This window comes from Pseudarthrobacter sp. NPDC058119 (assembly GCF_042884655.1).
Lineage (GTDB): Bacteria > Actinomycetota > Actinomycetes > Actinomycetales > Micrococcaceae > Arthrobacter.
Map to the genome: position 1 here is coordinate 145059 of NZ_JBHVTN010000001.1, position 23269 is coordinate 168327.

The window sequence follows — 23269 nt, forward strand, 5'->3', positions numbered from 1 at the left end:
CGGTCCGGTTTGCCGGCGCTCACCACTGCAGGCCCCACTGGCTGCCGAGGAACTGCAGTGCATCGGCAAAGCGCTTGGACGACGTGTCCCAGGAGTGGCCGGTATGCTCCACCTCGTGGGCCTGTACGGTGAAGCCCGCATTCTCGGCCGCTGCGGCCAGAATGTGGAGGTTCCCCACGAACTCCGGATCGTTTTGGCCTGCAGTGAGGTACATGCCGCTGGACTCGAAGCGTTGGTGTTTCATGATCTCCAGAGGAGTCTGCTTGATGAATTCGTCGGGGTTTCCGGGGAAGGCCGCGTCGATGGTCTTCTGCCGTTCCTTGGCGATGGCGGGTTCGGCTTCACTGGAAAATGCCAGCACGTCGGCGTAGATATCGGGATGCCGTGTCCCCATCTGCACGGCGCACGTGCCGCCGAAGGAAAACCCGCCCACGGCCCAGTGGCGGTGGTTGGTGTCCACGGCGAGGGAGGAACTGATCCAGCGGGGCACGTCCTGCGACAGGTAGGTGTCCGCGTTGGCGATCCGGCTGTCCATGCACATGGTGTTGGCAGACTGGGAGCCGTTGGGGTCCGGGATGACCACCACCGGGGCTACTCCCCCGTGTGCGGCGGCAAAGGAATCCATATGGCCGCGGATTGCGCCGCCCGTCAGCCAGTCGGCCGGGCCGCCGGGCTGCCCGGCCACCAGGACCAGTACCGGCAGCGCCGGCCGGTTGGCAGCAAAGTATGCCGGCGGAAGGTAGATGAAAGCATCACGCGTTGCCATCCCGGAGGCCTGCCCGGGGATTGTGGTCTTCCGCAGCTCCCCGCCGGCCGGCAAGTCCCCTTCCGGCTTCCAGCCTTGGAGCGGGGCCCCGTCTGGTTCGCCGGCGTGCCGCATCAGGTCCTGCTCAAGCACCGGGATGCGGGCCAAGGCCGTACCCATCAGGTCACTGACCGTCCTGTTCAGGCCGAAGTAGGCGTTGATCTGGAGCGCTGAGAGCAGCACCACCAGGACTGCGGCAAGGAAGCCTGTTCCGTAGTGGGTCCAGCTGGTCCGCGGCACTCGAAGGATGCCGAGGATGACGGCGGCAACACCCGGCACGAACCAAAGAAGGACGGGGCCGGGGATGTCCTCCGGGAAGACGGTGAGCACATTGATCATGACCCAGTGGACCGTTGCCACCAGCACGAAGGCTGCCGCTACTGCGCTGAAGACACGGATTGTCCAGGCCCTGATGCGCATGGCGGCATCTTCGGAGGCGCGCCCGGGCGGCACCAGGAGGTAGGCTGCGCCGCCAACTCCCAATACCAGGACAGTTCCATAGAGTGGACCGTCCGTTAGCCGGATGTCTGAGAACCAGTCCACGTTGGCTAGCGCCAGGTCCCCACGCCGATGACCGGACCTGCTTCAAGCCAGGATGAAAGACCCGTGTAGGCGTCAAATTTCATGGCGAAGTTCAGGTCCTGCCCCTCGTAGCGGAGTTCGACGATCACCACGTCGGGCTGGACCTTGACGGCCTCGGCTTCGGTCGGTTTCCGGCGTCCCAGCAGCTCAAGGGAACTGCGCTTGAACGTGTATTTGGGCCGGACACTCAGGGAGATAAGCCGGAACCACTCAAGGTCATTGTCCTGATAACGACAAACCCCCATCTGCCAGCTGTTCCCAGCTACGCAAATGGAGGCGTCCACCGTGCCGAGGGCACGCCGCAGGTTGAAGCGGCGCACCCCCGAAAGGCACAGTGCAAGAATCAGCAATCCGAAAACGATTGCCAGTGCGATGAACGAAATACCCGGTGCGTCCATCAAGGTCGTGCTAGCGGATCCCAGCGGTAGCCGAGCCGCCCAGCTGGGCGTTGTCAGCAACGATCACCACACGGTTGTTGTCGACGGAGAAGAACCCACCGTCCACATCCACCGCGATACGGTCCCCGGATACCGGCTGGATTGCCAGTTCACCCTCGGCCAGGATCGCCAGCAGGGGCGAGTGGCCGGGCAGGATTCCGATTTCACCATCGCTGGTGCGGGCCTTGACCATCTTGGCCGCTCCGGACCACACGAAGTGGTCCGCTGCGACAATCTCAACCTCAAGCTCAGCCATATTACTTGGTCTGTTCCTGGATCTTGGCCCACTGGCGCTCAACGTCATCGAGGCCGCCGACGTTGAAGAACGCCTGCTCCGCGATGTGGTCCAGCTCGCCGTCGCAAATGGCTGCGAAGCCTTCGACGGTGTCCTTGATGGAAACCGTCGAGCCCTCGACACCGGTGAACTGCTTGGCGGTGTAGGTGTTCTGCGACAGGAACTGCTGGATGCGGCGTGCACGCGACACGACGATCTTGTCTTCTTCGGAGAGCTCATCGACACCGAGGATGGCGATGATGTCCTGGAGTTCCTTGTTCTTCTGCAGGATCTGCTTCACACGGACAGCCGTGTTGTAGTGGTCCTTGCCGATGTACTGGGGATCCAGGATGCGGGAGGTGGACGTCAGCGGGTCCACGGCCGGGTACAGGCCACGGGAGGCGATTTCACGGGAAAGTTCCGTGGTCGCATCCAGGTGCGCGAACGTGGTGGCCGGGGCCGGGTCGGTGTAGTCATCTGCGGGAACGTAGATGGCCTGCATCGAGGTGATGGAGTGGCCCTTGGTGGAGGTGATGCGCTCCTGCAGGAGGCCCATCTCATCTGCCAGGTTGGGCTGGTAGCCCACGGCGGACGGCATGCGGCCCAGCAGGGTGGAAACCTCGGAACCCGCCTGGGTGAAGCGGAAGATGTTGTCGATGAAGAGCAGCACGTCCTGGTTCTGCACATCGCGGAAGTACTCCGCCATGGTCAGCGCGGACAGGGCCACGCGGAGTCGCGTTCCCGGCGGCTCATCCATCTGGCCGAAGACAAGGGCGGTGTCCTTGAGGACGCCTGCCTCTTCCATTTCCACCCAGAGGTCGTTGCCCTCACGGGTACGCTCACCAACACCGGCGAACACGGAAGTACCACCGAAGTTGCGGGCAACACGGGTGATCATTTCCTGGATCAGAACGGTCTTGCCCACGCCGGCGCCGCCGAAGAGGCCGATCTTTCCACCCTTGATGTAAGGGGTGAGGAGGTCGATGACCTTGATGCCGGTCTCGAGCATCTCGGTGGAACCTTCGAGCGAAGCGAAGCTGGGGGCCTTGCGGTGGATGGGCCAGCGTTCGCTGACTTCCAGCTCCGACTCGGCAACGTCCAGGGGCTGGCCCAGCACGTTGAAGATGTGGCCCTTGACGCCGTCACCAACAGGGACGGAGATGGGGGCGCCGGTGTCCACCACGGAGGTGCCGCGGACGAGGCCGTCGGTTGCCTGCAGGGAGATGGCGCGCACGAGGTTGTCGCCCAGGTGCTGGGAGGTCTCGAACGTGATGGTCTTGGTCTCACCGTTGAGGTTGATCTCGGTGGTAAGGGCGTTATAGATCGACGGGATTGCGTCAGCCGGGAATTCGACGTCGACAACCGGGCCGATTACGCGCGCAATACGGCCGGTTGCACCGGACGTTGCGGCTACGTGTTCGGTAGCAGTGGCAGTCATCTCTCTCACTTCATTCAGTAGATGGCGTGGGGTTAAGTTTATCTGTGGTGGTGCTGGTTCCGCGGAACCGAGGCGCCGGAGGCTAGGACGCGAGGGCGTCGGCACCTGCAACAATCTCGGAGAGCTCCTGCGTGATTTCGGCCTGGCGGGCCGTGTTGCGCAGGCGCGTGTACTTCTTGATCAGCTCCGTTGCGTTGTCGCCTGCGGACTTCATCGCCCGCTGGCGGGCTGCAAGCTCGGAAGCTGCCGCCTGCAGCATGGCTGCGAAGATCCGCGATTCGATGTAGCGCGGCAGCAGGGCGTCAAGGACACGCTCGGTTTCCGGCTCGAACTCGTACAGCGGCAGGAGATCCGATTCGGAAGCAGCCTGTTCTTCCACTACTTCCAGCGGGAGCAGGCGGATGACCGTCGGCTCCTGCGTAACCATGGACTTGAAGCGGGTGTAGACAACGTGGATTTCGTCCACGCCGCCCTCTTCGAAGTCAGTTGCGAATTCTGCCAGCAGCGCTTCGCCGATTTCACGGGCGGTGGCGAACTCTGGAGCGTCGGTTCCTCCGGTCCAGACCCGCGAGTACTCGCGGTTCCGGAAATCGAAGTACGCCTGGGCCTTGCGGCCCACGAGGTAGGTCTTGACTTCCTTGCCTTCGTCGTGGAGCAGCTCGAAGAGACCTTCCGCCTGCTTGAGCACACTCGCGGAGTAGGAACCAGCCAGGCCACGGTCCGAGGTAATTACCAGGACGGCGGCACGGCGGATCTGCTCCGGCTCAGTGGTCAGCGGGTGGTCGATTTCGCTTTGGCTGGCGACAGCAGAAACGGCGCGCGTGATCGCGTTCGCGTAAGGCAGTGAAGCTGCTACGCGCGCACGGGCCTTCCCGATGCGCGAGGTAGCGATCAGTTCCATCGCCTTGAAGATCTTGCGCATCGACGTGGTCGAGCTGATCTTCTGGCGGTAGACCCGGATCTGGGCTCCCATACTTATCCTTTCCTAACATTCCGTAGCCGGGTGGGCCGGACCCTGGGGCCCGGCACACCCGGCGATGCGGAACTAGCGCTTCTGCTTGACGATCTTTTCCTGGTCGACTTCGCCCTCGGAGATAGCGTCATGCTCCTCGTGGCCGGCGCCTACCAGGTGGTTGTCACCCTCGCCGAAGAAGCCCTTCTTGAAGTCCACAATGGAGGACTTGAGGGCAGCAACGGTGTCGTCGTCCAGCACGTTGGTCTGGGCCAGCGTGGTCAGGATCGAGGACTTGTGGCGCAGGTGCTCCAGGAACTCGGCCTCGAAGCGGCTGATGTCCTCGACGGGAACGTCATCCAGGTAGCCGTTGGTGCCGGCCCAGATGGAGACGACCTGGTCCTCGACCGGGAACGGCGAGTACTGGCCCTGCTTGAGCAGTTCCATCAGGCGGGCGCCACGGGTCAGCTGCTGGCGGGATGCTGCGTCCAGGTCGGATGCGAACATCGCGAACGCCTGCATGTCGCGGTACTGGGCCAGGTCCAGCTTCAAGGTACCGGAGACCTTTTTCATGGACTTGACCTGGGCGGCACCGCCAACGCGGGACACCGAGACACCCACGTCAACAGCGGGGCGCTGGTTGGCGTTGAAGAGGTCCGACTGCAGGAAGATCTGGCCGTCGGTGATGGAGATGACGTTGGTCGGGATGTAGGCGGACACGTCGTTCGCCTTGGTCTCGATCAGCGGCAGGCCCGTCATGGAACCGGCACCGAGCTCGTCGGAGAGCTTGGCACAACGCTCCAGGAGGCGGGAGTGCAGGTAGAAGACGTCGCCCGGGTAGGCTTCGCGTCCCGGCGGGCGGCGGAGCAGCAGCGACACGGCGCGGTATGCCTCGGCCTGCTTGGACAGGTCATCGAACACGATCAGGACGTGCTTGCCGCCGTACATCCAGTGCTGGCCGATGGCCGAACCGGCGTACGGTGCCAGGTACTTGAAGCCTGCGGGGTCGGAAGCGGGAGAAGCCACGATGGTGGTGTACTCCAGCGCGCCGTTGTCCTCGAGGGTCTGGCGGATGGCGGCAATGGTGGATGCCTTCTGGCCGATGGCGACGTAGATGCAGCGGACCTGCTTGTTGACATCGCCCGAAGCCCAGTTGGCCTTCTGGTTGATGATGGTGTCGATCGCGATCGCGGACTTGCCGGTCTGGCGGTCGCCAATGATCAGCTGGCGCTGGCCACGGCCGATCGGGATCATCGCGTCGATGGCCTTGAGGCCGGTCTGCATCGGCTCGTGGACCGACTTGCGCTGGGTCACGCCGGGAGCCTGCAGCTCCAGCGCGCGGGTGGTCTCGGCCTTGATCTCGCCGAGGTCGTCGATGGGCACGCCCAGCGGGTCGACAACGCGGCCAAGGAAGGCGTCGCCAACGGGAACGGACAGAACCTGTCCGGTCCGGTGGACTTCCTGGCCTTCTTCGATGCCGGTGAAGTCACCGAGCACGATCACGCCGATCTCGCGGACGTCAAGGTTCTGGGCCAGGCCCAGGGTTCCGTCCTCAAAGCGCAGCAGCTCGTTCGCCATGACCGAGGGAAGGCCCTCAACACGGGCGATGCCGTCACTAGCGGTGGTTACGCGGCCGACCTCTACGCGCTCTGCGTTCCCGGGTTCGTAGGACGCCGCGAACTCGTTCAGCGCATTACGGACGTCGTCGGCGTTGATGGTCAATTCGGCCATCTGCAGTCCCTGCTCTCCTGTTTGTGATCACCGCAAACGGTGACCGGGGTTTCTATCAGTTTGGTTGTGCTTGTCCGGCTAGCCGGCCAGCTGGCGTTGCAGTTCGCCCAGCCGGGTAAGGACCGAAGCGTCGAGCACTTCGTCTCCCACCTGGACGCGGATTCCGCCAATGAGCGACGGGTCAACGTTGATGTTGACCTTCAGTTCCCGCCCGTACAGTGCGTTCAGGCCTGCCTGGAGGCGTGCCAGCTGCGTCTGTGACAAGGGGCGGGTTACGCTGACCGTTGCAATCCAGCGCTGCTGCCGCTTGGCCGCCAGTTCGGCGAACCGTTCCACAAGCCGGGTGGGCTTGATGCCGCGGGGCTGGCTGACTGCCTGCGTGATGAGGACTTTGGCTTCCTCGCTCACGCCGGGTACCAGCTTCTCGGCAAGGGCAGCCTTGGCTGCGGCGCTTGCCTGCGGTTCGGACAGAGCACGTTGTACCTCGTGGCTGGAGGCAACAGCCTGGTTGAAGGAAAACAGATCGTTTTCCAGCTCTTCCAGGCCAGTGATTCCGGAGGCAGAAACGGCCGACTTGTTTTCAGCAACGGAAATGACCACCGTTGCGGCAAGAGTCTCGAGTGCATCGCCGATGTCACGCGCCGATGCCCAGCGTGAGCTGGCCAGTCCGCCCGCGATCTCAGCAGCATCAGCGGAGACTTTTCCGCCAACCAGCTGCCTCACCAGCGCCGACTTTTCGTCACCGCTGCGGGAGGGGTCAGTCAGGGCACGGCGCAAGCCAGCCGAGCTGTCCACCATTCCCAGAATTCCGAAGAGTTCCTTTGCCAGCTGCAGCGACGCCGTAGGAAGCTTTGCTTCCAAAGCGGCAAGGGCTGTTGCCAGCGATTCGCTCGATACGCCTGCCATTACTTAGCTGCACCTGCGTTCTGGGACTCCAGATCTGCCAGGAAGCGGTCCACGACCCGTGCTGCGCGTGCGTCGTCGTCGAGGGACTCGCCCACGATGCGGCCGGCAAGGGTGGTGGCCAGGGTGCCGACCTCGGAGCGCAGTGACACAACGGCCGCCTGGCGCTCGGATTCGATCTGTGCGTGGGCCTGCGCGGTGATGCGGGCAGACTCTGCTGCTGCCTTCTCCTTGAGATCCGCGAGGATCTGGGCACCTTCGGCGCGGGCTTCCTCACGGATGCGGTTGGCTTCGGTGCGGGCGTCGGTCAGCTGCTGCTTGTACTCTTCGAGTGCAGCAGACGCCTCAGCCTGGGCCTTTTCAGCCTTGGCGATGCCGCCTTCGATGGCCTCGGCACGCTCTGCAAAGGTCTTCTCGAACATCGGGACAACAAACTTGACCACGATGAAGAAGAGGATGGCAAAGCCCACGAAGACAACCAGCATTTCCCAGCCATTGGGAACAAGGGGGTTGACGTCGCCTTCAGCGGCGGCTGAGATGATCAGCTGATGCATATTTCACCCGTCCTTATCTACTCGGTTCTGAATGTTCGCTGAAGTTCTGAAGGTTTACTTGAGAACGAAAGCGAAGACCAGGCCCAGGATGGCGAGTGCTTCGGTCAGGGCCAGGCCGAGGAATGCGATCGGCTGCAGGACGCGCTGGGCTTCCGGCTGGCGTGCAACGCCGTTGATGTAGGCAGCGAACACGAGACCCACACCGATACCACCGCCGATAGCCGAGAGGCCATAGCCGATGAGGTTGAGGGAGCCGTTGATGGAGCCTTCCATTTTTTTTCCTTTCAAGATGCCACTTTGTGTGGCAGGTTGTTTGGGTTGCTTCATCCCCGCTAGGGGAAGACTGTGGTGCGGCCGGAGCGTGCTGCCCCGGCAGCGTGCCTAGTGGCTGTCGGCGTGCAGTGCGCCTTCGATGTAGATCGCGGTCAGCAGCGTAAAGACGTAGGCCTGCAGGACCATGATGAGGGCTTCAAGCATGTACATGGCGATGGCACCGGCAAGGACCAGGATTGAGGTCCCCTTCAGCAGCACGTTCTCCTGCATGATGAGGTACTCGATGCCGGAACCGGCGATCATCACGATCAGGTGGCCGGCGAGCATGGTCGCAAACAGACGGAGGCTGTGCGTGACGGGCCGGACAACGAAGTTGGAGATGATTTCGATCGGGATAACGATCGGCAGGATGTACCACGGCACGCCCGAGGGGACGGTGGCCAGCTTGAAGTAGCGGAGGCCGTTCTTCTTGATGCCGATGGCGATCCAGGTGACGTACACCAGGCCGGCCAGCACGTACGCTCCACCCACGTGCGAGAACGTGGGGAGCTGGAACACCGGAATGGCGCCGTAGATGTTGTTGACCAGGATGAAGAAGAACAGGCTGAACAGCAGGGGGACGTACTTGATGAAGTCCCGGCCGCCGATGATGTCCTTGGCGATGCCGTTGCGGACGAAGCCGTAGGCGGCTTCGCCGGCGAACTGGAGCTTGCCGGGTACCAGCTGCTGCTTGCGTGCTGCGAGCACGAAGAAGACGGCGATAAAGACGACAGAGAGGAGGACCAGCAGCATCTGCTTGGAGAATCCTTCTGCGGCACCCCACGGCAGGATTGCCGGCAAATGCATTTCGTTAATACCAGGAGGAGTGAACTCTCCTGAATCTTGGGCCGGGAGCGCAAGCGCGATCAACGCGTTTCCTCTCTGCAGTGTCCATCATTGGGCGTTGGGCGGGGTCCGGCAGCCTGACAGCCTGCTGTTCCCCCTGTGAAATTATTTGGCATTATCTTCTCCGTCCTGGGACGGTGCGCTGGGAGCATGGCGCCCATCAGCATTTTTGCGGGAACTGGTGAGGCCGTGCATGTGGGAAAGGTAGAAACCTCCGACGGCTCCAAGCAGAGCGCCTGCGAGCACAATCCAGCGCGTTCCCCACAGATAATCCAGTCCCCACCCTATCAAACTCCAGACGATGATTCCGCCAATGATGTAGCTGAATACAGCCATTCCAGCGTTGTAGCCGCCATCGGTGGATGCGTCGGCAGGAGCCTCCGCGGAGCCGTGTGGGCCGCGCTTGCCGTGTGCGGCGCCAGCGGGTTTTTTCGGATCACGCATCGGATGCTCCCTTGTCTTCTGGATCGTTGTAGATCTGGAGGCGCGCCCTGCTGAAGCCATGGATTTCCGCGGCCTGCCACAGGACGACAGCCACAACGGCGCCGATGATGAACCAGCGGCCATGGAGCCACTCCGGAGCACCTATGGCGAACAGGACGACGGCGAAGCCGACGACCTTGATGAAGTAGGTGGCTACGAACATCCCGATCGCACCGGAGGGGTTGCGGCGTCCCACGAAGTGTCCCACCAGCAGGCTGATGCCAAAGAAGAGCATCACCAGCAGTCCACCGAGGAAACTGGACACCGCCCCGGTTGCCCCGTTGAGGATGCCGGCAGGAATTGCGCAGAGCACAAGCCCGGCCGTGGCGGCAATCGAGCTGCGCTTGAGCAGGTTCAGCCAGAGCGAGCGGGTGGGACCGGACGTACCAACGGGTCCATTGCCGGAGGGAGGTCCGGACTCGGCGTTGGAGGTCATGCGATCCCATCGTCGGCACCACATGGCAGATCGCCAGGAGGCAGTGGGTGGAGTGGCAGCTTGGGCTGCCCCTAAATTCTACACGAGATAGAAATAATTCAGAACCGCCGTTACGCCGTCGTTTCGCTGCTGCCGCGTGACAGGTAGGGCCAGGCGGTCACCAGTCCCATGACCAGCGTGGCAAAGATGTCTACGGCAAGCACGATGTGCCAGGGGAAGACGGCGAACGCCAGGCCGCCGAAGGAAAGCACGGCGGTCCACAAGTACATCAGGATCACCGCGGTGCGGTGCGAATAGCCGATGTCCAGCAGTTTGTGGTGCAGGTGTCCGCGGTCTGCGGACCAGGGTGACCGGCCGCGGGCCGTCCGGCGCACGACGGCAAGTCCCAGGTCCAGCAGCGGGAGGAAGAGGACGGCGAAGGGAAGCAGGATGGGAATGATGGTGGAAATACCGTTGGCACGGTCGTAGAGCCCGGAGGTGATCTGGCCCGTGGACACTACGCCGGCCGACGCCATGAGGAGCCCGATCAGCATGGCACCGGAGTCACCCATGAAGATCTTCGAGGGAAAGAAGTTGTGCGGCAGGAAGCCCAGGCACCCGCCAACGAGGACCGCGGTGATGAGGGTTGCCAGGTCCGAGTAATCCAGCAGCACGGCGTTGCGGTGGACCCAGTAGGCGGTGATGAAGAACGCCGATCCACCGATGATGGCTACGCCCGCGGCCAGCCCGTCCAGTCCGTCGATGAAGTTGAAGGCGTTCATGGTAGTGACGATCAGCCCGGCGGTCAGCACGATCCGCAGCGTTCCGTCCTGGAGGTAGATGGGCTCCGGCACCCAGGGGACTATGGTCATCTGGACGCCCCAGATGGCCACCGTGAGGCCAGCAGCGCTCTGGCCGATGAGCTTCACCCACCAGCGGATGTCCAGCAGGTCGTCCGCCACACCGACCAGGACGATCACGGCCGCTCCTGCCAGCACGCCCCATGGCGAGAAGTTGTTCCGGTAGATGTCCTTGACGAAGAAGGACTGGCTGGCAACAACCAGCGCCACCATGACGCCCAGGAAGATGGCCAGGCCGCCCAGCCTGGACACCGGCGTGGAGTGCATGTCCCGGCTGCGGATGGGCAGGTGAAGCTCGAGCCTGTGTCCCACGATGCGGGCGCCCCACGTGGCCGCATAGGAGACGATGGCGGCGGTGAGCCCCATGAGCAGGTACATGATCATGGGACGGCTACCGCTCCGGGGATGGTGGTGCCAAAACCGGTCAGCTGCGGCGGCAGCCGGTGGGGGGTGGGTGGGCTCACGGGCCGGGAATCTGTTCGTCGATAAATGAAACTTCTCCGTCGCCGGGCGCGCCGCAGGCAATGCGCACAGACATACGCGCAGCGCCTTACAGGGCTGTATTACAGTGGACTCTAGTCAAAGATACTAGTGCCACCGGCACCATGGCTCCGCGCCACACGGGCGCACTACCGGCGGGAAACTCCCTGGCAGCCATGCTGAAAGGACCCCCATGACCCCCCGCATTGCGGTTGCCGCCGTGACGTTCGACCGGCCCAAGGAACTGTCCGTCCTGCTGGATGCGATCAACGCCCAGAGCCGTCCCGTCGACACGATTTGCCTGGTGGACAGCGGCACCACACCGGCCGCGGACGTGGCGGCGGCCCACCCCAACGTGGACTATGTCCGCTCCGAAGCCAACCTTGGCGGCGCCGGCGGGTTCGCGCTGGCCGCGCTCAAGGCAGTCGCCAGCGGCGCCCGCTGGATCTGGATGATGGACGACGACGCCGAGCCGGTTGATCCGGAATGCCTCGCCACGCTGCTTCGGGAAGCTGAGGCACGCGACCTGGAGGCCGTGGTCCCCTTGGTCACCGCGCCCGGCCATCCGGACCGGCTGTCCTTCTTCTTCCGGCTGGACGGCAAGGTCACGCACGACCGGGCCGAGGTGGAAAAACTTGGATTCCTGCCGGATGACGGCCACTTTTTCAACGGTGCCCTGATCCGCTCGGATGTGTTCTTCAAGGTGGGCCTGCCGGACATGCGGCTGTTCATCCGTGGCGACGAGGTTGATTTCACCATCCGGCTGCGGAAAGCCGGGATCCGCTTCGGCACCGTCACCACCACCGCGATCACACACCCGCATGCCTTCGGGGAAACGCAGCATGTCTACGGCGCACGTTGGCACGTGATCGTCCCGGACTCCGCGTTCAAGCGCTTCTACTACTACCGGAACCGGGGCTACCTGATCCGCCGCTACTTCAGGGTGCGCTCCTTTGTGGCCGACGTGGGCGGCTACCTGGGCTACTTTTTGCAGCGCGGGGACCTTCAGGGGTTCCTGGGGTGGGCGCGGTCCTTCACCACGGGGTTGCGTGGCAAGGGCTTCGCTCCGTTGGAGGACCAGAAGTTCTAGGAAAACCGGGCCGGCGCTGCGTCCGGGACCGGCTTACCTGTCCGGCCCGGACTTCCTGAGCCTGCGGGCCGCCAGGAGCCACAGCAGGACCCAGGGCTCCCCCAGCACGCGGTACGCGACGCGGCGCGGATGCAGGAGCAGGCGCCATGCCCACTCCAGGCCCATCCTGCCCAGCCACCGTGGGGCCAGCTTCTGGACTCCAGCCAACTGCTCGATGGCACCGCCCACTGCGCAGTACACGGCAGGCGGCATGTCTCCGAGCCGCCGCTGCAGCACTTCTTCCTGGAGCGGCATGCCGAGTCCCAGCAGGACCAGCTGCGGCTGTTCACCGTGCAGCCACGCAACGGCTGCGTCTTCAAGGCCAGGGCCCCATCCCTCGCCGGGGAAGCCGGACACGCGTGCGCCCGGAACGATGTCCTGCAGCCGGCTGACCGCCCCCGCGTTCGCCTCGGCGCCGGCGCCGATCACGGCAATCCGTTCAAGGCCGGCCACCTGGTCGAGTGCCGGCAGCCAGTCCGTGGAACCCAGGCGGTAATCCATGACCGGCCCGTCGGCGTTGCCGGTCCTCCCCCACAGCCACAGCACCGGCGCCCCGTCCAGGAGCACCACGTCGCTGCCCTCGTAAAGCCGCCGGAATCCGTCGTCGGACAGGGTGAGGGTGACGCTGTGCAGGTTGTGGCCCAGGACCGTGCGGGTGGATCCCTCCGCTACGAAGCTGCTCAGTTTCGCCATCAGCTCGGGGACCCGCAGCGGAGTGGCGTGGACGTCCAGGACGGGGATCTGCTGGCGTTCGAGCGTCATCAAGGCTGCTGGTCCCCGGCCGGGGCGATGGGTTCGGCGTCCGGACCCGTCACGGCGGACGAGCCGGAGGCCGAAGCCGCGGCGCCGCCGTCGTCCTGTGCATCCACTGCCTGCGCGGCGCCTGCTTCACCTTCAGCCGTGGGGTCCTCCCCCAGGCCAAGGACTCCGGGGACGTGCTCCCGGAGCTGCTCCAGGCTGACTGCTCCGTCGCGAACCACGCGAAGGACGGGTCCGGTGGCGTCCACGATGGTGGACGGGACGCCGGGGTCGCCTTCCAGGGGGCGCGGGCCGCCTTCCAGGTACACCTCCACCGAATCAGCCAGCTGATCGCGGGCAGCGGCGGCAGTCTGGGCCGGAGCCTGGCCGGTGCGGTTGGCTGAGGACACGGCGAGGGGGCCGGTCAAGGTCAGCAGTTCGAGGGCAACGTCATCGGCGGGCATCCGCAGGGCCACAGTCCCCTTGGTCTCGCCCAGGTCCCAGTCGAGGGACGGCTGGGCGTGCAGGATCAGGGTCAGGCCTCCGGGCCAGAAGGCCTCAGCGAGCTTGCGCGCCTCGGCGGACACCTCAGTGGCCAGGCCGTCCAGCGCGTTGATGCGCGGAATCAGGACGGGCGGCGGCATGGTGCGGCTGCGCCCCTTGGATACCAGCAGCATGGTCACGGCCTGCGGCGAGAACGCGTCCGCGCCGATGCCGTACACGGTGTCCGTGGGGAGCACGACGCACTTTTTTTCGCCGATGGCGCGCTGGGCGTCTTCGAGGCCGCGGGCGCGCTCGTCTTCAATGGTGCAGTCATAAGTTGTGGTCACTGGCCCATTCTTTCATTCGGTGTGGCCTGGTCCGCGAGGACTGCGCTGGTGGCGCGTTCCTTGCCGTTGAGGTCCAGGTGCGTCGTGATGTCCGTCCAGGGTCCGGTCCTGGCAAGCATGGCGGCGATCCAGCCGGCCTGCACTTCGGCGTGTTCCATGACGAAGTAGCCCCCTGGCCGCAGCAGCCTGGCAGCGGACTTTGCCGCCGCCGTCGGAAGTTCCATGCCGTCCGCTCCCCCGCCGTACAGGGCTTCGGGCGGGTCGTGCAAGGCAACTTCGGGTTCGTTGGGGATGGCTTCCGCCGGGATGTACGGCGGATTGGAAACCACGACGTCGACGCTTCCGTTGAGTTCCGGAAAGGCGTCGCGCAGGTCCCCCAGGACAAGGTCCACGCCGAGCGGCACCAGGTTCTTCGCCGCCCAGGCGTGCGCGAAGGGGCTGAATTCGACCGCGTGGACCTCGGCGCCGGGAACCTCCGAGGCAAGCGAACCGGCGATGGCGCCCGAGCCTGTCCCGAGGTCCACGACACGGGGATGCTGCATCCCCCTGACGTGGTCGATGGCCAGCTGGACCACCGATTCGGTCTCCGGGCGCGGGATGAACACGCCAGGTCCCACGGCCAGCTCCAGGTACCGGAAGTGTGCCACCCCGGTGATGTGCTGCAGCGGCACCCGTCCGGCCCGTTCGGCAACGAGCTCCGCGTAGCCGTCGGGAGCCGGGGTGTCGCCCAGCATCAGGGCACGAAGCCGGCCAAGGCCCACGTTGAGCAGGTGGTCGGCCAGGAGTTCGGCATCCACCCGGGGACTGGGCACGCCGGCCTCTCGGAGGACGGCGGTGGCTGCTCTGACGGCCTCGGTGAGGGTCTGGCCCGCGTTCATGCCGGGAAGACTAGTCGCCGATGGCGTCCAGGCGTGCCTGTTCGTCCATCTCGATGGCGGACTGGATGACCGGTTCCAGGTCGCCGTTCATGACCTGGTCCAGGTTGTAGGCCTTGTAGCCGGTGCGGTGGTCCGCAATCCGGTTCTCCGGATAGTTGTAGGTGCGGATCCGTTCGGAGCGGTCCATGGTGCGGATCTGCGACTTGCGCTGCTCGGAGTTGGCGGCGTCGATCTGCTCCTGCTGGTGGGCCAGGATGCGGGCGCGCAGGACGCGCATGCCGGCTTCGCGGTTCTGCAGCTGCGACTTTTCGTTCTGCATGGCCACCACGATGCCGGTGGGGAGGTGCGTGATGCGCACGGCGGAGTCGGTGGTGTTCACGGACTGGCCGCCTGGGCCCGAGGACCGGTACACGTCGATTCTAAGGTCGTTCTGGTTGATCTCGAGCTCTTCGGGCTCGTCCACTTCGGGCAGGACCAGCACGCCGGCAGCCGAGGTGTGGATGCGGCCCTGGGACTCGGTTACGGGCACGCGCTGGACACGGTGCACGCCGCCTTCGAACTTGAGCCGGGCGTACACGCCTTCGGCGGGGTCGTTGGAGTTGCCCTTGACGGCCACCTGGACGTCCTTGTAGCCGCCCAGGTCCGACTCGGTGGCGGAGATGATTTCAGTCTTCCAGCCGCGGGACTCCGCGTACCGGGTGTACATGCGCAGCAGGTCGCCGGCGAACAGGGCGGCCTCGTCGCCGCCTTCGCCGCCCTTGACCTCGAGGATCACGTTGCGGGCGTCATCGGGATCGCGGGGAATCAGCAGGCGCCGCAGCTTGGCGGCGGCGGTTTCCAGCGCAGCCTCAAGTTCAGGCACCTCGGCAGCAAACTCGGGATCCTCGGCAGCCATCTCCTTGGCGGCAGCAAGGTCATCCCGGATGCCTTCCCACTTGTGGTAAGCCTCAACGATGCCATTGAGCTGAGCCGACCGCCGCCCCAGCTTCCGGGCAAGCCGCTGGTCAGCATAAACAGCAGGATCCCCCAGCTGAGCCTGGATGGAGTCATGCTCATCAAGCAGGCCCTGTACGGACTCAAACATCTATAAACCTCTTTCGTTCTGTGCCCATTTTAGTGGGGCGCAGGAATCCAATCCCAAAGCAGGCCGGACGTACCGTGAGCCGGACGACCGACGCGCGGGTTTTCCGCCCCGGGAGTGGCATCGGGCCTGCCGGAGCGTGGCGGCTCACGTCCGTCAGGACTGAGCCGCCACGCGAAGGGGCGGGGGCGGAAAACCCGCGCGGCGAACCACGCAAGGCACCGACACCCCGCCCCTGTAACTCAGTTACTTGTCGTTATCCGACTTCGCACCAAGCGTCGTCTTCTGCACCTGCATGAGGAACTCGACGTTGCTCTGGGTTTCCCGGATCTTGTTGGTGAGCAGTTCAAGGCTCTGCTGGGTTTCGAGTCCGGAGAGGACGCGGCGCAGCTTCCACATGATCTTGACTTCTTCGGGTGAGAGCAGGTTCTCTTCGCGCCGGGTACCGGATGCGTTGACATCCACGGCCGGGAAGATGCGCTTGTCCGCAAGCTGGCGGGACAGGCGCAGTTCCATGTTGCCGGTGCCCTTGAACTCTTCGAAGATGACCTCGTCCATCTTGGAACCGGTCTCGACGAGGGCGGTGGCCAGGATGGTGAGCGAGCCGCCGTTTTCGATGTTGCGGGCGGCACCGAAGAAGCGCTTCGGCGGGTACAGGGCGGCGGAGTCCACACCACCGGACAGGATGCGGCCGGAGGCCGGTGCTGCCAGGTTGTAGGCGCGGCCCAGGCGGGTCATGGAGTCCAGCAGGACCACCACGTCCATGCCCATTTCCACCAGGCGCTTGGCACGTTCGATGGAGAGTTCAGCCACGGTGGTGTGGTCGTCGGCGGGACGGTCGAAGGTGGAGGCAATGACCTCACCCTTGACGGTGCGCTGCATGTCCGTGACTTCTTCGGGGCGTTCGTCAACCAGCACCATCATGAGGTGGACCTCAGGGTTGTTGGTGGTGATCGCGTTGGCGATGGACTGCAGGATCAGCGTCTTGCCGGCCTTGGGCGGGGAGACGATCAGGCCGCGCTGGCCCTTGCCGATCGGGGCCACGAGGTCGATGACGCGGGGACCGATCTTCTTGGGGTCGGTTTCCAGGCGCAGGCGCTCGGAGGGGTACAGCGGAACGAGCTTGGCGAATTCGACGCGGTCCTTGAGCTCTTCAGGCGTCTTGCCGTTGACAGAGGTGACGCGGACCAGGGCGTTGAACTTCTGGCGGTTGGACTGCTGGTTGCGGTCCTCGCCTTCGCGGGGTGCACGGATGGCGCCGACTACGGCGTCACCCTTGCGCAGGTTGTACTTCTTGACCTGGGCCAGGGAGACGTAGACGTCGTTGGGGCCGGGCAGGTAGCCGGAGGTGCGGATGAACGCGTAGTTCTCCAGGACGTCCAGGATGCCGGCGACCGGCAGCAGGACGTCGTCGTCGGTAACCTCGACGTCGTCCACGTCCGGGCCCTGGTTGCGGCCGCGGCGGCGGTCGTTGCGGTCGCGGAAGCGGTCGTTGCGGGAGTTGTCCCGGTCCTGGCCGCCGGAGCGGTCGTTGCGGTCATTCCGGTCGCGGCGGTTGCGGCGGTTGCGGCGGCTTCCGCCGTCGGAGTCGTCGTTGTCGCGGTTGTCCCGGCCGCCGTCGCGCTGGCCGGCTTCGCGGCTGCCGCTGTTGTCGCGGCCACCGTCGGAATCGCGGACGTTGTCGCGGCCGCGGGTCCGGCCGCCTTCGCGGCGGTCAGCGCGCTGCCCGGAGTCCCCTGCTTCGGCGGGGGCTTCGGTGCGCTGTTCACCTGCACGCTGCTCCGTTGCCGGCTGCTCTGCCGGGGTTTCGACCGGAGCTTCCTGGATGGAGGCGGCAGCGGCTTCGCTGCGGCGGCGGTTGCGGGTGCGGGGCTGGCGGCGCTCGGGGGTGCCTTCGGATGCCTCGGTGGTTTCCGCGGGGGCGGCCGACGGCGCGTCAACGGCTGCGGCGGCAGGCGCGGCAACGGTTTCGACGGCGGGAGCTTCGGCTGCCGGGGCTACTACGCCGTCGCTGACAGCGCGGCGGCTGCGGCCGCGTCCGCGGGCACGGGTGCCTTCGGCAGCGGGGGCTTCTGCGGCGGCCGTTTCCGGAGCGGCTGCAGCCGGGGCCACGGTGCTTTCGGGGGCCTTGCCCGCTGCCTTGGCAGGGGTCTTGACGGTCAGGGTGCCTGCGCGGTGGGCGGAAATGGCCGAGACCAGGTCCCCCTTGCGCATGCGGGAGCCGCCGGAGATACCGAGCTGGCTGGCGAGGGCCTGCAGCTGGGCGAGCTTAAGGCCGGCGAGGCCGCTGCTCTTGGCGGGTGCTGCCGATGATTCGGCAGCAGAAGTTGTGTGTTCCACAGCTGGCGACAGCTCAGTGGTTTCGGTCACGAAGGATCCTTCCCCCTCGACGGCGTCCAGACTGGGAGCTGGACGCGATGATTTGATCTGGGCTGCAGTTCAGATCTGCAGCCGGATTTCAGCCTTGCCGGTTGGATTTCGGCCAGCAGGGCCGGATACTGATTCACCTTGCGCTGCGCCCACGGCGCAACGCCTGACTGACGCTTCAGGGGCAGTTGGATGCTGCAGATTCCTGCGACAGACCAAGCAGGTGGCACCGGAATACATTCACAGTGGTAGATCAAACAGCAACTGAATGCAGGAGCAGATCAGATAGGCGGAATTACCGCCGGTGCACGTCCACCTTAGCACCTTCAACGTCCACTGCGAGCTTCAGCACGCGCCAGCCGATGTCCGGCGTGTTCTCCGCCGTAAAGGCTTCGATGAAGGCCACGGCGTCCGTGGCCTGCGCCTCCCCGTTGGCAAGCACCAGTACGGTTGGCCCGGCACCGGAAACCACTGCGGCAAAGCCTGCCTTGCGGAGGGCCGCGATCAGTGCCGCACTGGGCCGCATGGCCTCCGCGCGGTAGCTCTGGTGCAGGTAGTCCTCGGTGCCCGGCAGCAGGAATTCCGGCTGCTGTGTGAGTGCGTGGATCAGCAGCGCTGCCCTGCCGGAATTCATTGCCGCGGCGTGGTGTCCCACTGATGCGGGCAGCAGGGCGCGGGCGGCTTCGGTGGAGAGCTCGAAGTCCGGGACCGCCACGACGGGGATCACGGCTCCGGCAACCGTGGCACTGGTGCTGCTGTACTGCTCACTGTCCTGCCATGACAGCGCCAGCCCGCCGAAAATCGCGGGTGCGACGTTGTCCGGGTGGCCTTCCATTTCGCTGGTGAGCTGGAGGATCCAGTCCTTTCCGCGGCGGCTTTCCGCCGGAACCATGGCGTTGGCAGCCGAGACTGCGGCCACCACTGCCGACGCGGAGGAGCCCAACCCACGGCCGTGCGGGTTGACGTTCCGGGCCGTCACCTTCAGGCCGCCGTGCCGGTAGCCCAGCCGCTCAAACGCCGCGTCCATGGCCCTGATGACCAGGTGGCTGGCATCCCGCGGAAGGGTGTCTGCGCCCTCGCCGCTGAGCTCGAAGACAAGCTCGTCCGTGTCCAGGCTTTCCACTGTCAAAGTGTCGTGCAGTGCCAGCGCCAGCCCCAGGCTGTCGTAGCCAGGGCCCAGGTTGGCAGTGGTGGCGGGAACGCGGACAGTGACGCGCTGGCCCGGCTCAATCAGTTGCAGTCCAACGGCGGCCTGCGAGGTGGTGTCCAAGGCTATTTTTCTTCCAGTCCCAGCTCAGCGGCCACGGTGACGACGTCGTTGGGAACCTTGACCGGCTGGACGTCGCTGCCGTCCTCGGTGCGGAGGGCCCACTGGGGGTCCTTGAGTCCGTGTCCGGTAACGGTGATGACGATCTTCTTTCCGCTGGGAACTTCCCCGGCAGCATGCTTCTTGAGCAGGCCCGCCACGCCGGCCGCGGAACCGGGCTCCACGAAGACGCCTTCCTTGGATGACAGCCAGCGGTGGGCGTTGAGGATCTCTTCATCGGTGACGGCGTCGATGAGGCCGCCCGATTCGTCACGGGCGCCCACGGCCCCGTCCCAGGAGGCAGGGTTTCCGATGCGGATGGCGGTGGCGATGGTGTCCGGTTCGGTGATGGGGTGGCCTGCGACGAACGGGGCGGCGCCGGCGGCCTGGAAACCCCACATGGCGGGTGTCCTGGTGGATACAGCGGGGAGGGTGCCGGCGGTGTCGGACTCGAAGGGAGCGGAGTATTCCTTGTAGCCCTTCCAGTACGCGGTGATGTTGCCGGCGTTGCCCACGGGAAGGACGTGGATGTCCGGTGCATCGCCCAGGGCGTCGACCACTTCGAAGGCGCCTGTCTTCTGGCCCTGGATGCGGGCAGGGTTGACGGAGTTCACCAGGAAGACGGGGTAGGACTCCCCCAGCTTGCGGGCGATGTCCAGGCAGTTGTCGAAGTTGCCGTCCACCTGCAAAAGCGTGGCGCCGTGGGCGATCGCCTGGCTGAGCTTGCCCATGGAGATCTTGCCTTCCGGCACCAGGACGGCGCACTTCAGGCCGGCGGCCGTGGCGTAGGCGGCGGCGGACGCGGACGTGTTGCCGGTGGAGGCGCACACAACAGCCTTCGCGCCGGAGGCAACGGCGGCCGTCATGGCCATGGTCATTCCCCGGTCCTTGAAGGAGCCGGTGGGGTTCATGCCCTCCACCTTGAGGTAGACCTCGGACCCGGTGAGCCCGGACAGCTTCTGCGCGTGAACCAGCGGTGTACCGCCCTCGCCCAGGGTGATGACCCTGGTGGACTCCGTCACGGGCAGACGGTCAGCGTATTCGCGGATGACACCGCGCCATTGGTGAGCCACTTAGACTCCTTCTACCCGCAAAACGGATGTAACTGAATTGATGACGTCCAGGCCCTTCACGGCCTCGACGGTGGCTGCAAGGGCAGCCTCTGACGCACGGTGGGTGACAATCCGTAGTTCGGCCGACTCCACGTTGGAAGCCGAGTCACGGTGGATGGTCTGCCGCATGATTTCAATGGAGACCCCATGCTCGGCGAAGAGCTGGGCAATCTTTGCCAGGACACCGGGCTGGTCGGCAACGTCCAGGCCGATGTAGTAGCTGGTGGTGGCGGCGTCGATGGGCAGCGCGGGAACGTGTCCGGTGGTGGTTTCGGTGCGGCCGGGACCGCCCAGGACCAGGCGCCGCGCTGCCGAAACGAGGTCGCCCAGGACAGCGGACGCCGTGGGGGTTCCGCCTGCGCCCTGGCCGTAGAACATCAGCTCACCGGCGTTCTCGGCCTCGATGAAGACCGCGTTGAAGGCACCTCGGACGGCAGCCAGCGGGTGCTCACGGGGCAGCAAGGTGGGGTGCACGCGGACGGACACGCCCTCCTTGCCGTCGGCGTCGGTCAGTTTCTCGGCGATGGCCAGCAGCTTGATGACGAAGCCGGCGTCTTTCGCGGCAGCGATGTCCGAAGCGCTGACGGAGGTGATGCCTTCACAGTGGACATCGTCGAGCGCGAAGCGGGTGTGGAAGGAGAGCGACGCGAGGATGGCGGCTTTCGCGGCGGCGTCATGGCCTTCGACGTCGGCCGTGGGGTCCGCTTCCGCGTAGCCAAGGCGCTGGGCTTCGGCGAGGGCGTCAGCGAACTGGGCGCCGGTGGTGTCCATCTGGTCAAGGATGAAGTTGGTGGTGCCGTTGACGATGCCCAGCACTCGGGTGATCCGGTCGCCGGAGAGACTGTCGCGGATGGGGCGCAGGATGGGGATGGCGCCGGCCACGGCGGCCTCGTAGGACAGCTGGACGCCGGCCTTGTCCGCCTCTTCGTAAAGCGTGGGACCGTCCTGCGCCAGCAGCGCCTTGTTGCCGGTGACCACGCAGGCGCCGTTACGCAGCGCCGCGAGGATCAGGGTGCGCGCGGGCTCGATGCCGCCCATCAACTCGATGACAAGGTCGGCGTCCTTGACCAGGGTCTCGGCGTCAGTGGTGAACAGTTCCTGCGGCAGCTCGACGTCACGCTTGGAGTTCACGTTGCGCACAGCGATGCCACTGAGTTCCAGCCGTGCGCCGGTGCGGGCGGCGAGGGCGTCGGCGTCCTCAATGAGGATCCGCGCAACCTGGGCTCCAACGTTGCCACAGCCCAGCAGGGCTACTTTCAGCGTTCGCATTTCCGTCATTCAGGCTCCCATGTCGCGGTTCAGCAGATCTTCTTCGGTTTCCCCGCGGACAATCAGCCGGGCAGATCCGTCGCGCACCGCGACAACGCCCGGCCGGGCCAGATAGTTGTAGTTGCTCGAGAGGGCCCAGCAGTAGGCGCCGGTTCCCGGGACGGCAAGCAGATCACCGGCTGCCACGTCCTCGGGCAGATATACATCTCTAACAACTATGTCGCCGCTCTCGCAATGTTTGCCCACTACGCGGGACAGCTGGGGGGCCGCCTCGGAGGTGCGGGAGGCAAGCACGGCCGAATAATCCGCGTCGTACAGCACCGGGCGGGCGTTGTCGCTCATGCCGCCGTCCACCGAAACATACCGGCGGGGATGCGTAACGTTGTTGCCCGCGTCACCCTCCGCGGACGAGCCGGGGGCGTCCACCCTGACGGTCTTCAGCGTGCCGACTTCGTACAGTGTGAACGTGGTGCTGCCAACGATCGCCCGGCCGGGCTCGATGGAGATGCGCGGCGCGTCGATGCCCAGTTCGGCGCAGGTGGAACGCACGACGGCGGCCATCGCGTTGGCGATCTCCGCGGCAGGGCGCGGGGTGTCCACGGGCGTGTAGGCGATTCCGTAGCCGCCGCCGAGATCGAGTTCCGGCATGGTGATGGAGTATTTTTCCTGCATGGCGGCCAGGAAACGGAGCAGCTTCTCGGCGGCAAGGGCGAAGCCGTCGGGTTCAAAGATCTGGGAACCGATGTGGCAGTGCAGGCCGAGGAGTTCGATGCCGGGGTGCGCCGCTGCCGCTGCCACGGCTTCCTCGGCGGCGGAGATGCCGGCCTCGTCGGTGGTGTCGGCTGCCATGGACAGGCCGAACTTCTGGTCCTCGTGGGCGGTGGCAATGAATTCGTGCGTGTGGGCGTGCACTCCCGGGGTGAGCCGAAGCATGACCTTCGCCTGCTCCCCGCGGCCCTGCGCGATGGCGCCGACGCGTGCGAGCTCGTCGAGGCTGTCCACGACGATCCGGCCCAGGCCCATGTCCAGCGCCCGGTTGATTTCGGCGTCGGACTTGTTGTTGCCGTGCAGCGCCACGCGCTCCCCCGCGATGCCCGCGCGAGCTGCCACCGCCAGTTCGCCGCCGGAGGCGGTGTCCAGGCGCAGCCCTTCCTCCTCCACCCACTTCACCACGGCGGTGCAGAGGAAGGACTTTCCGGCGTAGTAGACGTCCACGCCGCCGCAGATGTCTGCGAAGGCGGCGTCAAAGGAATCCTTGAACGCGCGGGCGCGGGACCGGAAATCGGCCTCGTCCATGACGAACAGCGGCGTGCCGAACTGTTCCTTCAACTCCCGGACGTTGACACCGCCCACGGTGATCCCGCCGTCGTCTCCGCGCCGGACGCTGCCGGCCCACATGGGTTCCTGGAGCACGTTCAGGTCAGCCGGCACCTGCAGCCACTCCGGGGCAAGCGGGGACGCAGCGGTGCTTGAAGCTACTGACATTT

General features: G+C 65.3%; 23 protein-coding genes. 1 reads left to right on the forward strand and 22 read right to left on the reverse strand.

Annotated features, from left to right (window positions below; translation table 11 throughout):
• Window positions 1-19: 19 nt before the first annotated feature.
• The 13 genes from ACFVTD_RS00670 to ACFVTD_RS00730 form a co-directional block, all read right to left on the reverse strand.
• On the reverse strand, window positions 20-1348 hold the full coding sequence (locus tag ACFVTD_RS00670) for an alpha/beta hydrolase (protein ID WP_387556667.1): 1329 nt from the start codon (window positions 1346-1348) through the stop codon (window positions 20-22).
• A gap of 5 nt (window positions 1349-1353) precedes the next feature.
• Window positions 1354-1785 (reverse strand): DUF2550 domain-containing protein, encoded by a 432-nt coding sequence (locus ACFVTD_RS00675; protein ID WP_387556669.1) that lies wholly within the window; start codon window positions 1783-1785, stop codon window positions 1354-1356.
• A 10-nt stretch (window positions 1786-1795) separates the two neighbouring features.
• On the reverse strand, window positions 1796-2080 hold the full coding sequence (locus ACFVTD_RS00680; RefSeq protein ID WP_018760117.1) for a F0F1 ATP synthase subunit epsilon: 285 nt from the start codon (window positions 2078-2080) through the stop codon (window positions 1796-1798).
• Window position 2081: 1 nt separating this feature from the next.
• The gene (atpD, locus tag ACFVTD_RS00685) at window positions 2082-3536 is read right to left on the reverse strand and encodes a F0F1 ATP synthase subunit beta (protein WP_387556670.1); all 1455 of its coding nucleotides are present in this window, start codon (window positions 3534-3536) and stop codon (window positions 2082-2084) included.
• 82 nt (window positions 3537-3618) lie between these two features.
• Window positions 3619-4509 (reverse strand): F0F1 ATP synthase subunit gamma, encoded by an 891-nt coding sequence (locus ACFVTD_RS00690; RefSeq protein ID WP_387556672.1) that lies wholly within the window; start codon window positions 4507-4509, stop codon window positions 3619-3621.
• Window positions 4510-4581: 72 nt separating this feature from the next.
• Window positions 4582-6219: a F0F1 ATP synthase subunit alpha gene (atpA, locus tag ACFVTD_RS00695; protein WP_142133432.1), complete on the reverse strand. Its 1638-nt coding sequence runs from the start codon at window positions 6217-6219 to the stop codon at window positions 4582-4584.
• A gap of 78 nt (window positions 6220-6297) precedes the next feature.
• A complete protein-coding gene (locus tag ACFVTD_RS00700; protein WP_387556675.1) occupies window positions 6298-7125 on the reverse strand; it encodes a F0F1 ATP synthase subunit delta in 828 nt (275 codons plus the stop codon).
• Window positions 7125-7676 carry a F0F1 ATP synthase subunit B gene (locus ACFVTD_RS00705; protein ID WP_175316623.1) on the reverse strand — a complete coding sequence of 184 codons (552 nt, stop codon included), beginning with the start codon at window positions 7674-7676 and terminating at the stop codon, window positions 7125-7127. The genes ACFVTD_RS00700 and ACFVTD_RS00705 overlap by 1 nt, the downstream gene beginning before the upstream one ends.
• Before the next feature lie 54 nt (window positions 7677-7730).
• A complete protein-coding gene (gene atpE / locus ACFVTD_RS00710) occupies window positions 7731-7949 on the reverse strand; it encodes an ATP synthase F0 subunit C (RefSeq protein ID WP_003804776.1) in 219 nt (72 codons plus the stop codon).
• 108 nt (window positions 7950-8057) lie between these two features.
• Complete coding sequence (atpB, locus tag ACFVTD_RS00715) at window positions 8058-8858, reverse strand: F0F1 ATP synthase subunit A (RefSeq protein WP_387556677.1); 801 nt, start codon at window positions 8856-8858, stop codon at window positions 8058-8060.
• A gap of 81 nt (window positions 8859-8939) precedes the next feature.
• Window positions 8940-9278: a hypothetical protein gene (locus tag ACFVTD_RS00720; RefSeq protein WP_387556679.1), complete on the reverse strand. Its 339-nt coding sequence runs from the start codon at window positions 9276-9278 to the stop codon at window positions 8940-8942.
• A complete protein-coding gene (locus ACFVTD_RS00725; protein ID WP_387556681.1) occupies window positions 9271-9753 on the reverse strand; it encodes a hypothetical protein in 483 nt (160 codons plus the stop codon). Before ACFVTD_RS00725 ends, ACFVTD_RS00720 begins: the two co-directional genes overlap by 8 nt.
• A 110-nt stretch (window positions 9754-9863) precedes the next feature.
• The gene (locus tag ACFVTD_RS00730) at window positions 9864-10976 is read right to left on the reverse strand and encodes an MraY family glycosyltransferase (protein ID WP_387556683.1); all 1113 of its coding nucleotides are present in this window, start codon (window positions 10974-10976) and stop codon (window positions 9864-9866) included.
• 289 nt (window positions 10977-11265) lie between these two features.
• Here ACFVTD_RS00730 and ACFVTD_RS00735 point away from each other — a divergent pair, with 289 nt between their 5' ends.
• Window positions 11266-12162 carry a glycosyltransferase gene (locus ACFVTD_RS00735; protein WP_387556685.1) on the forward strand — a complete coding sequence of 299 codons (897 nt, stop codon included), beginning with the start codon at window positions 11266-11268 and terminating at the stop codon, window positions 12160-12162.
• A gap of 33 nt (window positions 12163-12195) precedes the next feature.
• Here the strand turns inward: ACFVTD_RS00735 and ACFVTD_RS00740 are convergent, their stop codons facing one another.
• The 9 genes from ACFVTD_RS00740 to lysA form a co-directional block, all read right to left on the reverse strand.
• On the reverse strand, window positions 12196-12963 hold the full coding sequence (locus tag ACFVTD_RS00740) for a WecB/TagA/CpsF family glycosyltransferase (protein ID WP_387556687.1): 768 nt from the start codon (window positions 12961-12963) through the stop codon (window positions 12196-12198).
• Window positions 12963-13769 carry an L-threonylcarbamoyladenylate synthase gene (locus ACFVTD_RS00745; RefSeq protein ID WP_387556689.1) on the reverse strand — a complete coding sequence of 269 codons (807 nt, stop codon included), beginning with the start codon at window positions 13767-13769 and terminating at the stop codon, window positions 12963-12965. Before ACFVTD_RS00745 ends, ACFVTD_RS00740 begins: the two co-directional genes overlap by 1 nt.
• On the reverse strand, window positions 13766-14647 hold the full coding sequence (gene prmC, locus ACFVTD_RS00750; RefSeq protein ID WP_387556691.1) for a peptide chain release factor N(5)-glutamine methyltransferase: 882 nt from the start codon (window positions 14645-14647) through the stop codon (window positions 13766-13768). Before prmC ends, ACFVTD_RS00745 begins: the two co-directional genes overlap by 4 nt.
• Before the next feature lie 10 nt (window positions 14648-14657).
• Window positions 14658-15731, reverse strand: coding sequence for a peptide chain release factor 1 (gene prfA, locus ACFVTD_RS00755; RefSeq protein WP_387556693.1), 1074 nt, complete (start codon window positions 15729-15731; stop codon window positions 14658-14660).
• 243 nt (window positions 15732-15974) lie between these two features.
• Window positions 15975-18098 carry a transcription termination factor Rho gene (gene rho / locus ACFVTD_RS00760; RefSeq protein ID WP_387556695.1) on the reverse strand — a complete coding sequence of 708 codons (2124 nt, stop codon included), beginning with the start codon at window positions 18096-18098 and terminating at the stop codon, window positions 15975-15977.
• A 292-nt stretch (window positions 18099-18390) separates the two neighbouring features.
• A complete protein-coding gene (gene thrB / locus ACFVTD_RS00765; protein ID WP_387556697.1) occupies window positions 18391-19365 on the reverse strand; it encodes a homoserine kinase in 975 nt (324 codons plus the stop codon).
• A gap of 2 nt (window positions 19366-19367) precedes the next feature.
• A complete protein-coding gene (gene thrC, locus ACFVTD_RS00770; protein ID WP_387556699.1) occupies window positions 19368-20474 on the reverse strand; it encodes a threonine synthase in 1107 nt (368 codons plus the stop codon).
• The gene (locus ACFVTD_RS00775) at window positions 20475-21791 is read right to left on the reverse strand and encodes a homoserine dehydrogenase (protein ID WP_387556701.1); all 1317 of its coding nucleotides are present in this window, start codon (window positions 21789-21791) and stop codon (window positions 20475-20477) included.
• Window positions 21792-23267 carry a diaminopimelate decarboxylase gene (gene lysA / locus ACFVTD_RS00780; RefSeq protein WP_387556704.1) on the reverse strand — a complete coding sequence of 492 codons (1476 nt, stop codon included), beginning with the start codon at window positions 23265-23267 and terminating at the stop codon, window positions 21792-21794.
• Between the last annotated feature and the right edge of the window lie 2 nt (window positions 23268-23269).

Coding starts and splice junctions, on each gene's coding strand:
- ACFVTD_RS00675 (WP_387556669.1), bottom strand. CDS start 1,785: ATGGACGCACCGGGTATTTCGTTCATCGCACTGGCAATCGTTTTCGGA.
- ACFVTD_RS00680 (WP_018760117.1), bottom strand. CDS start 2,080: ATGGCTGAGCTTGAGGTTGAGATTGTCGCAGCGGACCACTTCGTGTGG.
- atpD (WP_387556670.1), bottom strand. CDS start 3,536: ATGACTGCCACTGCTACCGAACACGTAGCCGCAACGTCCGGTGCAACC.
- ACFVTD_RS00690 (WP_387556672.1), bottom strand. CDS start 4,509: ATGGGAGCCCAGATCCGGGTCTACCGCCAGAAGATCAGCTCGACCACG.
- atpA (WP_142133432.1), bottom strand. CDS start 6,219: ATGGCCGAATTGACCATCAACGCCGACGACGTCCGTAATGCGCTGAAC.
- ACFVTD_RS00700 (WP_387556675.1), bottom strand. CDS start 7,125: ATGGCAGGCGTATCGAGCGAATCGCTGGCAACAGCCCTTGCCGCTTTG.
- ACFVTD_RS00705 (WP_175316623.1), bottom strand. CDS start 7,676: ATGCATCAGCTGATCATCTCAGCCGCCGCTGAAGGCGACGTCAACCCC.
- atpE (WP_003804776.1), bottom strand. CDS start 7,949: ATGGAAGGCTCCATCAACGGCTCCCTCAACCTCATCGGCTATGGCCTC.
- ACFVTD_RS00720 (WP_387556679.1), bottom strand. CDS start 9,278: ATGCGTGATCCGAAAAAACCCGCTGGCGCCGCACACGGCAAGCGCGGC.
- ACFVTD_RS00725 (WP_387556681.1), bottom strand. CDS start 9,753: ATGACCTCCAACGCCGAGTCCGGACCTCCCTCCGGCAATGGACCCGTT.
- ACFVTD_RS00730 (WP_387556683.1), bottom strand. CDS start 10,976: ATGATCATGTACCTGCTCATGGGGCTCACCGCCGCCATCGTCTCCTAT.
- ACFVTD_RS00735 (WP_387556685.1), top strand. CDS start 11,266: ATGACCCCCCGCATTGCGGTTGCCGCCGTGACGTTCGACCGGCCCAAG.
- ACFVTD_RS00740 (WP_387556687.1), bottom strand. CDS start 12,963: ATGACGCTCGAACGCCAGCAGATCCCCGTCCTGGACGTCCACGCCACT.
- prmC (WP_387556691.1), bottom strand. CDS start 14,647: ATGAACGCGGGCCAGACCCTCACCGAGGCCGTCAGAGCAGCCACCGCC.
- prfA (WP_387556693.1), bottom strand. CDS start 15,731: ATGTTTGAGTCCGTACAGGGCCTGCTTGATGAGCATGACTCCATCCAG.
- ACFVTD_RS00775 (WP_387556701.1), bottom strand. CDS start 21,791: ATGACGGAAATGCGAACGCTGAAAGTAGCCCTGCTGGGCTGTGGCAAC.
- lysA (WP_387556704.1), bottom strand. CDS start 23,267: ATGTCAGTAGCTTCAAGCACCGCTGCGTCCCCGCTTGCCCCGGAGTGG.